Source organism: Bradyrhizobium sp. JYMT SZCCT0180 (genome assembly GCF_018130165.1).
Classification (GTDB): Bacteria; Pseudomonadota; Alphaproteobacteria; order Rhizobiales; family Xanthobacteraceae; genus Bradyrhizobium.
The window spans coordinates 198,801-211,991 of the sequence record NZ_JAFCLZ010000006.1; the positions used below are offsets into that span (position 1 = coordinate 198,801).

At 63.9% G+C, this 13,191-nt stretch carries 12 protein-coding genes; 5 read left to right on the forward strand and 7 right to left on the reverse strand.

What is annotated here, in order from left to right; all coding sequences use genetic code 11:
• Nucleotides 1-27: 27 nt before the first annotated feature.
• The 4 genes from JQ641_RS11015 to paoA are packed head-to-tail and all read right to left on the reverse strand — an operon-like array spanning nucleotide 28 to nucleotide 4,886.
• Nucleotides 28-1,020, reverse strand: a complete 993-nt coding sequence (locus JQ641_RS11015) for an aldo/keto reductase (RefSeq protein ID WP_211995980.1) — start codon at nucleotides 1,018-1,020, stop codon at nucleotides 28-30.
• A gap of 48 nt (nucleotides 1,021-1,068) precedes the next feature.
• Nucleotides 1,069-3,273, reverse strand: a complete 2,205-nt coding sequence (gene paoC, locus JQ641_RS11020) for an aldehyde oxidoreductase molybdenum-binding subunit PaoC (protein WP_211995981.1) — start codon at nucleotides 3,271-3,273, stop codon at nucleotides 1,069-1,071.
• A gap of 3 nt (nucleotides 3,274-3,276) precedes the next feature.
• Entirely contained in the window at nucleotides 3,277-4,227 is a 951-nt protein-coding gene (locus tag JQ641_RS11025; RefSeq protein ID WP_211995982.1) for an FAD binding domain-containing protein, read from the reverse strand.
• Nucleotides 4,224-4,886, reverse strand: coding sequence for an aldehyde dehydrogenase iron-sulfur subunit PaoA (gene paoA / locus JQ641_RS11030; RefSeq protein WP_211995983.1), 663 nt, complete (start codon nucleotides 4,884-4,886; stop codon nucleotides 4,224-4,226). The genes JQ641_RS11025 and paoA overlap by 4 nt, the downstream gene beginning before the upstream one ends.
• 185 nt (nucleotides 4,887-5,071) lie before the next feature.
• Here paoA and JQ641_RS11035 point away from each other — a divergent pair, with 185 nt between their 5' ends.
• From JQ641_RS11035 to JQ641_RS11045, 3 genes are all read left to right on the forward strand, one after another.
• On the forward strand, nucleotides 5,072-5,965 hold the full coding sequence (locus tag JQ641_RS11035) for a LysR family transcriptional regulator (protein WP_211995984.1): 894 nt from the start codon (nucleotides 5,072-5,074) through the stop codon (nucleotides 5,963-5,965).
• Nucleotides 5,966-6,074: 109 nt separating this feature from the next.
• Complete coding sequence (locus JQ641_RS11040) at nucleotides 6,075-8,432, forward strand: Orn/Lys/Arg family decarboxylase (RefSeq protein WP_211995985.1); 2,358 nt, start codon at nucleotides 6,075-6,077, stop codon at nucleotides 8,430-8,432.
• A complete protein-coding gene (locus JQ641_RS11045; RefSeq protein ID WP_211995986.1) occupies nucleotides 8,429-9,019 on the forward strand; it encodes a GNAT family N-acetyltransferase in 591 nt (196 codons plus the stop codon). Before JQ641_RS11040 ends, JQ641_RS11045 begins: the two co-directional genes overlap by 4 nt.
• Here the strand turns inward: JQ641_RS11045 and JQ641_RS11050 are convergent.
• Nucleotides 8,981-9,370 carry a TfoX/Sxy family protein gene (locus JQ641_RS11050; protein ID WP_211995987.1) on the reverse strand — a complete coding sequence of 130 codons (390 nt, stop codon included), beginning with the start codon at nucleotides 9,368-9,370 and terminating at the stop codon, nucleotides 8,981-8,983. The two genes, JQ641_RS11045 and JQ641_RS11050, sit on opposite strands and share 39 nt — an antisense overlap.
• 4 nt (nucleotides 9,371-9,374) lie before the next feature.
• The gene (locus JQ641_RS11055; protein WP_211995988.1) at nucleotides 9,375-10,373 is read right to left on the reverse strand and encodes an aldo/keto reductase; all 999 of its coding nucleotides are present in this window, start codon (nucleotides 10,371-10,373) and stop codon (nucleotides 9,375-9,377) included.
• Nucleotides 10,374-10,540: 167 nt separating this feature from the next.
• Here JQ641_RS11055 and JQ641_RS11060 point away from each other — a divergent pair, with 167 nt between their 5' ends.
• Complete coding sequence (locus JQ641_RS11060) at nucleotides 10,541-10,855, forward strand: EthD family reductase (protein ID WP_192735105.1); 315 nt, start codon at nucleotides 10,541-10,543, stop codon at nucleotides 10,853-10,855.
• A gap of 438 nt (nucleotides 10,856-11,293) precedes the next feature.
• Nucleotides 11,294-12,010 carry a type 1 glutamine amidotransferase gene (locus JQ641_RS11065; protein WP_211995989.1) on the forward strand — a complete coding sequence of 239 codons (717 nt, stop codon included), beginning with the start codon at nucleotides 11,294-11,296 and terminating at the stop codon, nucleotides 12,008-12,010.
• A gap of 431 nt (nucleotides 12,011-12,441) precedes the next feature.
• Here JQ641_RS11065 and JQ641_RS11070 read toward each other — a convergent pair whose 3' ends face one another.
• Complete coding sequence (locus JQ641_RS11070; RefSeq protein ID WP_211995990.1) at nucleotides 12,442-13,134, reverse strand: hypothetical protein; 693 nt, start codon at nucleotides 13,132-13,134, stop codon at nucleotides 12,442-12,444.
• Between the last annotated feature and the right edge of the window lie 57 nt (nucleotides 13,135-13,191).

The following is a 13,191-nucleotide window of genomic DNA, read 5'->3' on the forward strand; positions in this document are numbered from 1 at the left end:
CGTTTCGATCCGCGCAACCGCGCCCGCTTAGCGGCCTACCAGCTGCTGCAGATGTTCCGGGTACCGCGCGCCCTGCACCGCGACGGCAGAGATCGCACGCTCGATCTTGCCAAGATCGGCTGAAGTGAGCGTCACCGCCGCCGCGCCGATGTTCTCTTCCAGGCGGTGCGGCTTGGTGGTGCCAGGGATCGGAACGATCCACGGCTTCTGCGCCAGCAGCCAGGCGAGCGCGATCTGCGCCGACGTCGCCTTTTTGCCCCTGGCGATATTGCCGAGCAGATCGACCAACGCCTGGTTGGCTTTGCGCGCTTCCGGCGAGAACCGCGGCACCACGTTACGGAAGTCTGATTTGTCGAACGTCGTCGTCTCGCTGATCGCGCCGGTGAGGAACCCCTTGCCGAGCGGGCTGAAGGGAACGAAGCCGATGCCGAGTTCTTCGAGCGTCGGCAGGATCACCTCTTCGGGTTCGCGCCACCACAGCGAATACTCGCTCTGCAGGGCTGCGACCGGCTGCACGGCATGGGCACGCCGGATCGTCGGCGCGGCGGCCTCGGAGAGTCCAAAGTGCCTGACCTTGCCTTCGCGAATGAGATCCTTGACCGCACCCGCGACATCCTCGATCGGCACGTTGGGATCGACGCGGTGCTGATAGAACAGATCGATGACGTTGGTCTTCAGCCGCTTCAGCGAAGCCTCGGCCACTTGCTTGATGTGCTCCGGCCGGCTGCTCAGACCGCTCTGCGCGCCCGTCTCCGGATCGATGTCGAAACCGAATTTGGTGGCGATCACGACCTGGTCGCGGACCGGCGCCAGCGCCTCGCCGACCAGTTCCTCCGACGTGAACGGCCCATACACTTCGGCGGTGTCGAAAAACGTCACGCCACGCTCGACGGCGGCGCGGATCAGCGCGATTCCCGCCTGCTTTTCGACCGCCGGGCCATAGCCGAAGCTGAGTCCCATGCAGCCGAGCCCGATCGCCGAAACTTCGAGGCCGCTCTTACCAAGTTTACGCTTCTGCAATTCTTCTTCTCCAGTTGTTCAGCAGCTCATCGCGCCGAATATTGTCGCTCATGCCACTTCCGGCAGCCGGGCGAGTAGCTTGTCGAGCGTGATCGGATAATCGCGCACCCGCACACCGGTCGCGTTGTAGATCGCGTTGGCGATGGCGGCACCGACGCCGCAGATGCCGAGTTCGCCGACGCCCTTCGCCTTCATCGGCGACGACATCGGATCGGTCTCGTCGAGGAAGATCACGTCCTGATGCGGAATGTCGGCATGCACGGGCACTTCGTAGCCGGCGAGGTCATGGTTGACGAAGAAACCGGCGCGCTTGTCAACCGCCAGTTCTTCCATCAGCGCGGCGCCGGCGCCCATCGTCATCGCGCCGATCACCTGGCTGCGCGCCGATTTGGGGTTGAGGATCCGGCCCGCGGCACACACCGCCAGCATGCGCCGGATCCGCACCTCGGCGGTTGCGGCATCGACGCCAACCTCGACGAAATGCGCGCCGAAGGTCGATTGCTGATATTTTTTGCCGAGGTCGCCGAATTCCATCACATCCTCGGCGACGATGCCGCTCTCGCCCGCGGCCTGCGCCAGCGGCACGCTGCGGTTGCCCGAACGGACCTGCCCGTCGGCGAAATCTACCTCGGTGGAATTGAAACCCAGCTTCTGCGCCACGGCCTCGCGCAGCTTGACGCACGCCGCATAGACGCCGGACGTCGAGCTGTTGGCGCCCCATTGCCCGCCCGATCCGGCCGAAACCGGAAAGGTCGAATCGCCGAGGCGTACGATGATCTTGTCGAGCGGCAGGCCCATCATCTCGGCAGCGGTCTGTGCGATGATGGTGTAGGTGCCGGTGCCGATATCGGTCATGTCGGTCTCGACGACAACGACGCCGCGGTTGTCGAGCCGCACGCGCGCCGCCGATTTCATCACCGGATTGTTGCGGAAGGCAGCCGCCATGCCGATGCCGACCAGCCATCGCCCGTCACGAACCCGGCCGGGTGCGGGATTGCGCTTGCTCCAGTCGAAGCGGTTGGCGCCGAGCCCCATGCACGCGATCAGCGGCCGATGCGAATACGCCCGCTCCGGCTTTTCGGGATCAACCTGGGTGTCGTTAAGGATACGGAACTCGATCGGATCGAGGCCGAGCTTTTCCGCCATCTCGTCGATCGCGATCTCCAGCGCCATCATGCCGGGCGCCTCGCCCGGCGCGCGCATCGCATTGCCTTCCGGCAGATCGAGCACCGCAAGCCGCGTCGCCGTCATGCGGTTGGCGCCGGCATAGAGCAGCCGCGTCGCCTGCACCGCAGCCTCCGGCTTGCCGCCGGGCAGGTTGCCGGACCAGCCCTCATGGCCGATGGCCGTGATCTTGCCATCCCTGGTCGCGCCGATACGGATGCGCTGGATCGTGGCCGGCCGATGCACGGTGTTGTTGAACATCATCGGGCGCGTCAGCGCCACCTTGACCGGCCGCCCGGCCGCGCGGGCGCCCAATGCCGCGAGCAACGCATCGGCCCGCACCCACAGCTTGCCGCCGAACCCGCCGCCGATGAAGGGCGATATCAGGCGGACTTTATCCTTGGGCATGCCGAGCGTCTTGGCCAATTCGCCAACGCTCCAGTCGATCATCTGGTTTGAGGTCCACACGATCAGCTTGTCGCCGTCCCAGGCGGCCATCGAGGCGTGCGGTTCCATCATCGCATGGGCGTGATCGGGCGTGGTGTAGGTTGCGTCGAGCTGAACCGGTGCCACGGCGAACGCGCCGGCGAAATCGCCGACCGCGGTATCGGCCGGACCGCCGGTGATGCGCGCGGGCTTGCCGGAATCCTTGACCGCTGCGAGATCGAACGCCCCCTCAGCCTTCACGTAATCGACGCGGACCAGTTGCGCGGCGGCGCGGGCCTGCTCGAAGGTCTCCGCCACCACGAGCGCGATCGCCTGGTGATAATGCTCGATCTCGGGGCCACCGAGCAGCGTGGCGAAGTTGAAGTTGCCTTTGGCGAGCTTGCCGGCATTGTCGGCCGTGACGATGGCAAGCACGCCGGATGCTGTTTTGGCGGCCGTCAGGTCCATCGAGGCGATCCGGCCCTTGGCAATCGCCGAACCGACGACATAGCCGCAGGCCGGATTCGCGATGTTGTCGTGCCGCTCATAGGCATAGGGCGCCGTGCCCGTGGTCTTGAACGGACCATCGATGCGGTCCGCGGGCTTGCCGATGATCTTCAACTGGTCGATCGGGTTGGTGGTCGCCGGGGTTTCGAATTTCATGGTCTATCCCCTCGCCTCTGCCAGCACCGCGCCGAGCGTCCGCTCGGCCAGCAGCAGCTTGAAGGCGTTCTCATGTGTAGGTTTGGCGTCGGTGAGCAGTTTTGCCGTCACGGCTTTCGCGCCGCGCGGCAGTTCGACCTCGGCGGCTTCGACGCGCCACGGCTTGTGGGCGACGCCGCCGAGCGCGACGCACCCGCTTCCGTCGCGCTGCACGATGGCGGCGACCGAGACCAGGGCGAACGCATAAGACGCGCGGTCACGCACCTTGCGATAGATCTGCTTGCCGCCAACGGGTTTCGGCAACGTCACGGCGGTGATCAGTTCGCCCGGCGCCAGTGAGGTCTCAACCTCGGGCGTACTGCCGGGCAGCCGGTGGAATTCCGCGATCGGAATTTTCCGCGCCGCTCCATCGGGCTGAATCGTTTCCACCGTGGCGTCGAGCGCGCGCATGGCCACCGCCATGTCGCTCGGATGGGTCGCGATGCACGCTTCGCTGGCGCCGATCACGGCGTGCTGACGGCTGAAGCCGCCGATCGCCGAACAGCCGCTGCCGGGCTGGCGTTTGTTGCAGGGCTGGTTGGTGTCGTAGAAATAGGGGCAGCGGGTCCGCTGCAGCATATTGCCCGCGGTCGTCGCCTTGTTGCGCAACTGGCCCGAAGCGCCGGCGAGCAGCGCGCGCGACAGCACGCCGTAATCGCGCCGCACCCGTTCGTGCGCGGCAAGATCGGTGTTGCGCACCAGTGCGCCCACCCGCAGTCCGCCATCGGCGGTCGGCTCGATCCTGTCGAGCCCGAGACGGTTGACGTCGATCAGATGCGCCGGCGTCTCGATTTCGAGCTTCATCAGGTCGAGCAGGTTGGTACCACCAGCGATGAATTTGGCGCCCTGCTTGCGTGCAGCCGCGGCGGCGGCCTCGGCCGGCGAATTGGCGCGCTCATAGGTAAAGGATCTCATGCCTGTCTCCCGGCGACTTCGCTGATGGCTTCGGCGATGTTGGAATAGGCGCCGCAGCGGCAGATGTTGCCGCTCATGCGCTCGCGCAACTCGGCATTGGTGAGCTGCGGGACTGCGTTCAGATCGGCGCTGACATGGCTCGGAATACCCGCCTTGATCTCGTCGAGCACAGCGACCGCCGAGCAGATCTGCCCGGGCGTGCAATAGCCGCATTGATAGCCGTCATGCTTGACGAAGGCCGTCTGCATCGGATGCATGTTCTCGGGCGTGCCGAGGCCCTCGATGGTGGTGACGCTCTCGCCCTCGTGCATCACCGCCAGCGTCAGGCATGAATTGATCCTGCGACCACCGACGATCACCGTGCATGCGCCGCACTGGCCGTGATCGCAGCCCTTCTTGGTGCCGGTAAAATGCAAATTCTCGCGCAACGCATCGAGCAGCGTGGTCCGCGTATCGACCTCGAGCTCGCGCATCCTGCCGTTCAGGTTGAAGGACACTTTCGACATCACCGGGGCTCCGGAAACCGCAGGCTTCAGGGCGATCTCGGCCTTGGCCACAAAGGTCGACGTCGTCACCCCGAGGGCCGGCGCCGTGAGAGAAGCGGCGCCGACCACCAACAGGTCGCGCCGAGAGAATCTGAAATCACCGGGGCTTCGCATGCCATCAATCCCTTTTTGCCGCTTCGCTCGTTCGCCCGCCTCGTCCACCAACGCCGATCATGATCCGGGGTTGCGCGCAGCCGACATCGCGCAGGTCACGACCGCGTGCCTTCAGGGATTTAACGGGTGCAACGCCGCCGGATTAGGCCTAATAATCGGCATGGACTTATGAAACAGGCTCATGAATGCTCGGCAAAAACACCAACGACCTCATGGCGTTCCTGGCCGTGGCGCGCGAACGCAGCTTTACGCGGGCGGCAGCACAGCTCGGGGTTTCGCAATCGGCGCTCAGTCACACCATTCGAGGACTGGAAGAGCGGCTCGGCTTGCGCTTGTTGACCCGCACCACCCGCAGCGTGGCGCCGACCGAAGCCGGCGAGCGGTTGATTCGAACCGTCGGTCCCAAATTTGAACAGATCGACTCGGAACTATCGGCGCTGACCGAATTGCGGGAAAAACCCGCCGGCACCATCCGGATCACAACCGGCGAACATGCCGCGCAGGCCATTCTTTGGCCGGCGCTAACGACGCTGCTGCCGAATTATCCCGATATCAAGGTCGAACTGATGATCGACTACGGCCTCACCGATATCGTCGCGGAACGATACGATGCCGGCGTCCGTCTCGGCGAACAGGTGGCCAAGGACATGATCGCGGTGCGGATCGGGCCGGACTTCTGCATGGCGGTGGTCGGCGCGCCCGCCTATTTCGAGCGAAAGCCCGTGCCGAAGAAGCCGCAGGACCTCACCGCCCACGACTGCATCAACATCCGCCTGCCGACCTATGGCGGGATCTACGCCTGGGAATTCGAAAAACGCGGCCGAGAACTGAAGGTGCGGGTCGATGGTCCCTTGGTGTTCAACAACATCGCGCTGCGCACGAACGCGGTACTGGCGGGGCACGGCCTCGCCTATCTGCCGGAAGACCAGGTGAAGCCGTACCTTGCCGACGGGCGGCTGGTCCGCGTGCTCGACGACTGGTGCGCGCCGTTTCCGGGCTATCATCTTTATTACCCGAGCCGCCGCCAGCAATCGCCGGCGTTTGCGGTGCTGGTGGAAGCGTTGCGTTACCGGGGCTGAAGGGCAGCCCGTCCAGCGGCAGGGCTTTGGGCGGCCGCCCTGAATTCACCGTCATCCAGATGTCATCGAATGCGCCAACAGCTTGCTGAACACACATTCGAGGGCACCGATGGACTATTTCCGACGCTTCACCTTTCTGTTCGCCGCACCGGTCTTTGATACCGACGACCTGGAAGGCCTCCGTTTCAACCAGATCATCACCGAGATCGAGAGATCCGGCTTTGAAGTGGTCCGGGCGCGCAAGCTCGAGGATGCGGAAATCCAGGTGCAGACCGACGCCGCGATCGGCTGCATGGTGGTCGACTGGGGCAAAAAGGGCCTCGAGGGCAAGACCATGGCCCTGATCAATCTGATGCGGCGGCGCGGCCTCGATTTTCCGATCATCCTTTTGATCCGCCGCAAGCGGTTCGAGGACCTGCCGGTCGAGGTGCTGGATTTCATCGACGGCTATGTTTTCCTGTCCGAGGAGACCCCGCCCTTCATCGCCAAGAACCTGATCAGCCGCCTGAAGCAATATGCCGAGACCCTGAAGACACCGTTCTTCGGCGCCCTCGTCGACTATGCCGAAGAGGGCAACCAGCTATGGACCTGCCCGGGCCACAATGGCGGCGTGTTCTACAGCCGCAGCCCGATCGGCCGGGTGTTCGTCGAACATCTCGGCGAAGCGGTCTTTCGCGACGACCTCGACAATTCCGTGCTCGACCTCGGCGATCTCCTTACTCACGAAGGCCCGGCGCTGAAGGCGCAAAAGGAAGCGGCGCAAATCTTCGGCGCCGAGAAGACCTATTTCGTGCTCAACGGCACCTCGACCTCCAACAAGGTGGTGCTGGGGGCGCTGGTCACCGACGGTGATCTCGTGCTGTTCGACCGCAACAACCACAAGGCGGCCCATCATGGCGCGCTGATGATGGCCGGCGGCATTCCGGTTTACATCCCCACCGTCCGCAACGCCTGGGGCTTGATCGGTCCGATGCGCTGGGACGCCATTGACGAGACGAGTTTGCGCGAACGCATCCGCAGCCATCCGTTGGTCAAGGACCCGGAAGCCTGGCGCAAGCCGCGCCCGTTCCGCGTCGCCGTGGTCGAGCAGTGCACCTATGACGGCACGATCCACAGTGCCGAGATGATCCTCAAAGCGATCGGCCATCTCTGCGATTACATCCTGTTCGACGAGGCCTGGGCCGGCTTCATGAAATTTCATCCGCTCTATGCGGGACGTTTCGCGATGGGATTGTCCAGTCTCGGCCCCGACGCGCCCGGCATCATCGCGACCCAGTCGACCCACAAGCAGCTGGCGAGCTTCTCGCAGGCCTCGCAGATCCACATCAAGGACCGCCACATCACCGGCCAGAAGCGTCGCATCGAACACCGGCGCTTCAACGAAAGCTTCATGCAGCACGCCTCGACCTCGCCGTTCTATCCGATCTTCGCCTCGCTCGATGTCGGCGCGCAGATGATGAAGGGCCGCTCCGGCGAGGTCTTGTGGGACGACACGATCCGGCTCGGCATCGAACTGCGCAAGAAGATGCGCGCGGTCCGCCGCGAGTTCGAGGAGAAGGAAGCGCGGCCCGAACGCCGCTGGTTCTTCGAGCCCTTCGTGCCCGACCGTGTCGCGATCCCGGACGCCTCGCGCGAGGGCGCCGTGCACAATGTGGCCTGGGAAACCATCTCCACCGACCTCCTGGTCACCGACCCCACCTATTGGCAGCTTTCGCCGGACCAGCTTTGGCACGGATTCCCCGGGCTGACCGCGGGCTTCGCCATGACCGACCCGAACAAGCTGACGGTCCTGACCCCCGGCTTCGACCATGCCACCGGCCGCTATGCCGAGCACGGCATCCCCGCCCCCGTCGTCGCGCAATATTTGCGCGAGAACCGCATCGTGGCGGAAAAGAACGACCTCAACTCGCTGCTGTTCCTGCTCACCCCGGGCGTCGAGGCCAGCAAGGCCGGCACGCTGATCTCGGGTCTCGTCGCCTTCAAGAAACTGCACGACGACAACGCGCTGCTGGAAGAGGTGATCCCGGAATTCTACCAGCGTCGGCCGAAGCGCTATGCCGGCGTGCGCTTACGCGATCTCTGTGGCGACATGCATCGCTTCTTCCGCGACGCCGGCGTCAGCACGCTGCAGGCCAGGCAATTCCAGGCCGAGCATCTGCCTGACATCGCCATGTCGCCGCGCGACGCCGCGCGCTATCTGGTTCGCAACGACGTCGACTATCTGCCGATCGACGCCATCGCCGGCCGCATTGCCACGACGCCGTTCGTGGTCTATCCCCCCGGCATCGCCACCATCGTGCCCGGCGAACGATTGACCGAGCGGGCGCAGCCGATGATCGACTACCTCAAAATGTTCGAAACCTGCTTCAACACCTTCCCCGGCTTCGACGTCGAGATTCAGGGCGTCTACAAGGAAGTCGATCCGTCCGGCCGCATCCGGCTGCATACCTATGTGGTCTGCGAATGAACCGCCCCGTCGAAACAACGGACCCGGCCGTGACCAGCCAGCAGCCGGTGCTGGTCAGGGCCTCGCGCGACGGCGATGTCGAGGCGATGCTGGCGATCTACCGGCATCATATCCGCCGCGGCATCGAGGAAGGCGTCGACGACAGCGGCACGCCGGAGCCGGAGGACCTGCGCGACCGGCGCAAGAATTTGCGCAGCCAGCGCCTGCCGCATCTGGTGGCTGTTTGCGCCGGCGATGTGGTCGGCTACGCTTACGTCGTGCTGTTTCGCAAGCGGCCGGCCTATCGCTACGCCGTCAAGCATTCGATCTATGTGCATCGCGAGCATCAGGGCCGCGGCGTCGGACGGCTGTTGTTGCGGGAGCTGATCGATGTCTGCGCCGCGGCCGGGTTCCGGCAGATGATCGGCTATATCGATTCCGACAACACGGCCTCGCTCGCGCTGCACGAAAAATTCGGCTTCATCCGGGCCGGCCTGCTGCCCGGCGTCGCCTATCGCTACGGCCGCTGGGCCGACACCGTCATGGTGCAACGTTCGCTCGCCGCCGGTTCAACCGCGCCGCCGCTGATTTCCAGCCCGGGGCGGTGAATCGTCCCGCCCCCGCTTCGCCGCAACCCGATGCGCCGCCGCCAGCGCAGCTCGCGCCCAGACGATCAGCTCATCGGGTTCGTCGAACAGCCGCTCCGGCACGCGCCAGAACGAAAGGTCGATCATGGCGCCCTTCTTCGCATAGTTGAGCGGTGGAAACGCCTCGGCTTCCTTGAAGATCTCCCGGTTCTCGTCATCGACCCGGAAATACAGCGTGTTGTCAGTCACCATGGCGAACATCACGCCGTCGCAGAACACGCCGGTCTTGCCGAACATCCGCCGCATGCTGACGCGGCCGAGCGGTGCCAGCTGCTCGCGCAGAAATTCGGCATAGGTGGCGCTGGCGACCATCCAGTCACCGCGCCTCGCCGTCGAACGCCTGCCGCAGCGCTGACAGCCGGTCGAGCGCCGCCTGCGGCAGCGGGCCTTTCTCGACCGCGGCGAATGCGCCCTCGAATTCCTGCGGCGTCGCCATGCCGACCAGGATGGTGCCCATCGCCGGGTGCGACAGCGCAAACCGCGTCGCGGCTTCGGTCAGGCTGGAAGCAAACCCCTCCTCCACCAGCGGCATCAGACGGCGGGCGCGCTCGATATCGGCATCGTAGCTCATGGCTGAGCCGATCGGCTCGGGCGCCGGGCTTGCGATCGGATGCCGCGCGGCCGAGCCCGACAGGGCGCCGCCGGCCAGCACGCGGATGCCGACGACGCCGACGCCGGCCGCCCGTGTGCGATCAAACAAGCGCGCATAATCCTGCGCCGGATAATTTTTCGGCAATTCTTCGGCGGCGGATGGATTGAGCATGTTGTAGACGATCTGCGCGCTGTCGAAGACGCCGGCATCGATCACCTGATGCAGCGCCGCGGTGTCGCCGACCGCCGAAATCCCCAAATATCGAATCTTGCCTTGCTGACGCAGCTGCTCGAACGCCGGCACCACCTCGTCCAGCACCTGCCGCGCGCTCAGCGCCGACCCGCCGCCGGAAACGGTAATCGGATTGTGCAGGTGAAAGATGTCGACGCGATCAAGACCAAGCCGCGCCAGACTGCCTTCGAGCGACGTGGTAATGGCGTCAGCAATGCGGCCGAACGCATCGGGCGGTATTCGGACCTTGGTGCCGACGATGGCGCCCGCCGGCTTCAGCTTTTGCAGAACACGGCCAAGGTTCTTTTCCGATTCACCGTCGCCGTACAGCACCGCGGTGTCGAAATAATTCACGCCGACATCGATCGCGCGCGCGACGGCGCGCTCCTGGTCGGCCGGTTCGCCGCGCACCATCACGCCGCCGACGGCGCCGCACCCAAAGCCCAGCACCGAGAGCTGCATTCCCGTGCGCCCAAAAACCCGCAATTGCATCGCTGTTCCTCCGGCTGCTCGCACAATACTCGAAATTTGCGCCCCGGGGTAATTGGCGGCCGACACAATGCAAGTTTGCGTTTCGGAGTTGCGGGATCGGCAAAACTGACGCAGAGTTTGGGCCTGAGCCGGAAATCAACCGGCGAGTATCAAACGAGGAGCACGCCATGATCAAGGTAAGCGTCATGTATCCAAACACGCCGGGGGCGCGCTTCGACCACGATTATTACCGCGACAAGCACATGCCGCTCGTCAAGGCGCGCATGGGCGATGCCTGCAAGTCCTACACGGTGGACAAGGGCCTCGGCGGCGGTGCGCCCGGTGCGCCCGCAACCTATGTCGGGATGTGTCACATCTTCGCCGACTCGGTCGAGGCCTTCCAGGCCGGCTTTGGGCCTCACGCCAAGGAGATCATGGGCGACATCAAGAACTACACCGACATCGCCCCGGTCATGCAGATCAGCGAAGTCGTCGTCGGCTGACGGCGGCTGCGCAACTGCGTGGGGTGGGTCAGGTGACTTATTCGCCGTAGCTCGCAAAGAGAAGGCGTAAGCCGTAACCCACCGCCGACGCGAGTACGAACAGCGGTGGGTTACGCGGAGTTTATCACCGGGGCGCCTTGCACGGCTCCGGTGGCAACCCACTCTAAGCATTAACCTTATTTGTGCCTGGTCAAGCGCTGAAGCGTGTGATGGGAAAGCCAATTCGGACTACCCCCAAAGAAGCAGGTTCGCTCCACGATGTTCATTGCGGAAACCCCGATGTCTCGGCATCATTTTCAAACGCTGCCGGACATCGCCCCCCAGTAAAACATCTGGCAGCGCACCCCAAGAAGCCGCGTCGGGCCTCAGCTCTTTCCCCAAGGAGCTGGGGCTCTTTATGTTGTGGTGCCTCATGTTGAAGTGCCCTGGAAAACCTTCATGCCTAAAATCACGATCATCGAAACCGGCGTCGTCTCGCCTGCCAATCGCGCGCGGCACGGCTCCTTCCCCCAGATGTTCGAACGGCTGCTTGGCGAGGCGGATGCGTCGGCGAGCTTTGCGACGGTCCGGCTTGCCGACGGCGAAGCGCTGCCCGATCCCGCCGGCCTCGAAGCCATTCTGCTCACGGGATCGTCAGCCGGCGTCTACGACGATCTCGACTGGATCGCACCGCTCGAGCGCTTTGTATGCGCGGCGTATGAGGCGAGAATTCCAATGGCCGGAATCTGCTTCGGCCATCAATTGATCGCGCAGGCGCTCGGCGGAACGGTGCGCAAATCGGAAAAGGGCTGGGGCATCGGGCGCCACGTCTATGACGTCGTGCCCGGCAACGGCGTGGTCGACGGCGATAGGCTAGCGATTCCCGCCTCGCATCAGGACCAGGTCATCGCGCCGCCCACGGGGGCGACAACCATATTCCATTCGCAGTTTACGCCGCACGCGGGCCTTCTCTATGCGAACGGCGTAACGCTGTCCGTGCAGCCGCATCCCGAATTCACCACGGCCTTTGCGCATGTCTGTTGCGAAAAAGCCGGTCAGAACAGCGCTCCCGAACCGCTGGTCGCGGCGGCCAAGGCTTCGCTCGAGCAGCCCCTCGACAGCCCCGACCTCGGCCGCGCCATCGCGCGCCTTCTGGCGAGGCCGCGCACAGCGTGATCGATTGTGGTGCTATGTATCCCCGCCAGGACCGCCTATCGAATTCTCGGGATTGCCGTCTGCATTCGGCTTCACCTTCGTCCCCTGACGAACGGCGAAGGCGATAAATCCCACCAGCGCGCACAACGCCAGCAGGGGTCCCAACCAATTCGGCATCATCGTCCTCCGCCTCGTTTTGCACCAAGCACTCACACGACGCATGTTTCGTGCCCGTAGAGCGCCGCGAAACCCACCAGACCCAAGACCTATGGGCTTGGCTTCGTGAGGATCACCGCATCGTTGGACTCGCTATTGGGCATATGGGTTCAACCTGGGAAGTCCCTGTTTCCAATTGACCCATTCCTCAGCGTCCCGCAGCGACACAAAATCCGCGATCGGAATGTCCACAATGTCGGCGCGACGCTCCGTCACACGCCAGCCGCTCCACCATCCTACGTCTGTCGCCCGACCGACCCCGCGAAACGGTGAACCCACATTCGCACCGCCCGCAACTTCAACGTAAATCGATGGACCCAGTCTGGTGCTCCCAGATAGCGCAGTGCTTCAACTTGTCCCTGAACCTCGCGCTGCTCAAAGCTCGCATCGGAAAAGTAGTCATGGTTCCCGGCGTACCACTCCAATGTCCGTGCGACCTCTTCCCGCAAGACTTCGGCATGCGGCAACTTGGTAACAAAGTTGAGTTCTCGCCGCATACAGATCGCTTCGATTCGGGCGCGCTTCTTTTCATCATCATAGCCGATGCCCCATCCTTCTAACCTTGCGTGGGTGGCTTCGTGGATGATTGTGGTTGCGATCCGTTCGGGTGTCGTTGTTTCAAGGAGGACATAACGCTCGTCAAACACGCAAGCCTTCAGCGACCGGTCATAAGATGCAAGACCGCTTGGGAGTAAGTTTACCCATATTCGTTCCAGGTTATCGATGACGCGGGAATAGTGCAGCGAATCGTGACGTTCGATCAGTCGGAGTGCATCCTCGACGCGGGCTAGGCCGGGCCAGGGCTCACTTTCCATCGTCCCCACCCAAAGTCCGTCAACATCTCGGCTCTTTGAAAACCATAGCCCGAGCCTGTCGATGACGGCGGGCTTTCTGGCCCGCAAATCCCGCCGCTTCTTCCGTTGCTCCAAGCGTCGACCCTTCTTCGTGGCTCTACCGCGTTTGACGATTGATAGGCGAACCTGCCT

Coding starts and splice junctions, on each gene's coding strand:
- paoC (WP_211995981.1), bottom strand. CDS start 3,273: ATGAAATTCGAAACCCCGGCGACCACCAACCCGATCGACCAGTTGAAG.
- JQ641_RS11025 (WP_211995982.1), bottom strand. CDS start 4,227: ATGAGATCCTTTACCTATGAGCGCGCCAATTCGCCGGCCGAGGCCGCC.
- paoA (WP_211995983.1), bottom strand. CDS start 4,886: ATGCGAAGCCCCGGTGATTTCAGATTCTCTCGGCGCGACCTGTTGGTG.
- JQ641_RS11035 (WP_211995984.1), top strand. CDS start 5,072: ATGCTCGGCAAAAACACCAACGACCTCATGGCGTTCCTGGCCGTGGCG.
- JQ641_RS11040 (WP_211995985.1), top strand. CDS start 6,075: ATGGACTATTTCCGACGCTTCACCTTTCTGTTCGCCGCACCGGTCTTT.
- JQ641_RS11045 (WP_211995986.1), top strand. CDS start 8,429: ATGAACCGCCCCGTCGAAACAACGGACCCGGCCGTGACCAGCCAGCAG.
- JQ641_RS11050 (WP_211995987.1), bottom strand. CDS start 9,370: ATGGTCGCCAGCGCCACCTATGCCGAATTTCTGCGCGAGCAGCTGGCA.
- JQ641_RS11055 (WP_211995988.1), bottom strand. CDS start 10,373: ATGCAATTGCGGGTTTTTGGGCGCACGGGAATGCAGCTCTCGGTGCTG.
- JQ641_RS11060 (WP_192735105.1), top strand. CDS start 10,541: ATGATCAAGGTAAGCGTCATGTATCCAAACACGCCGGGGGCGCGCTTC.
- JQ641_RS11065 (WP_211995989.1), top strand. CDS start 11,294: ATGCCTAAAATCACGATCATCGAAACCGGCGTCGTCTCGCCTGCCAAT.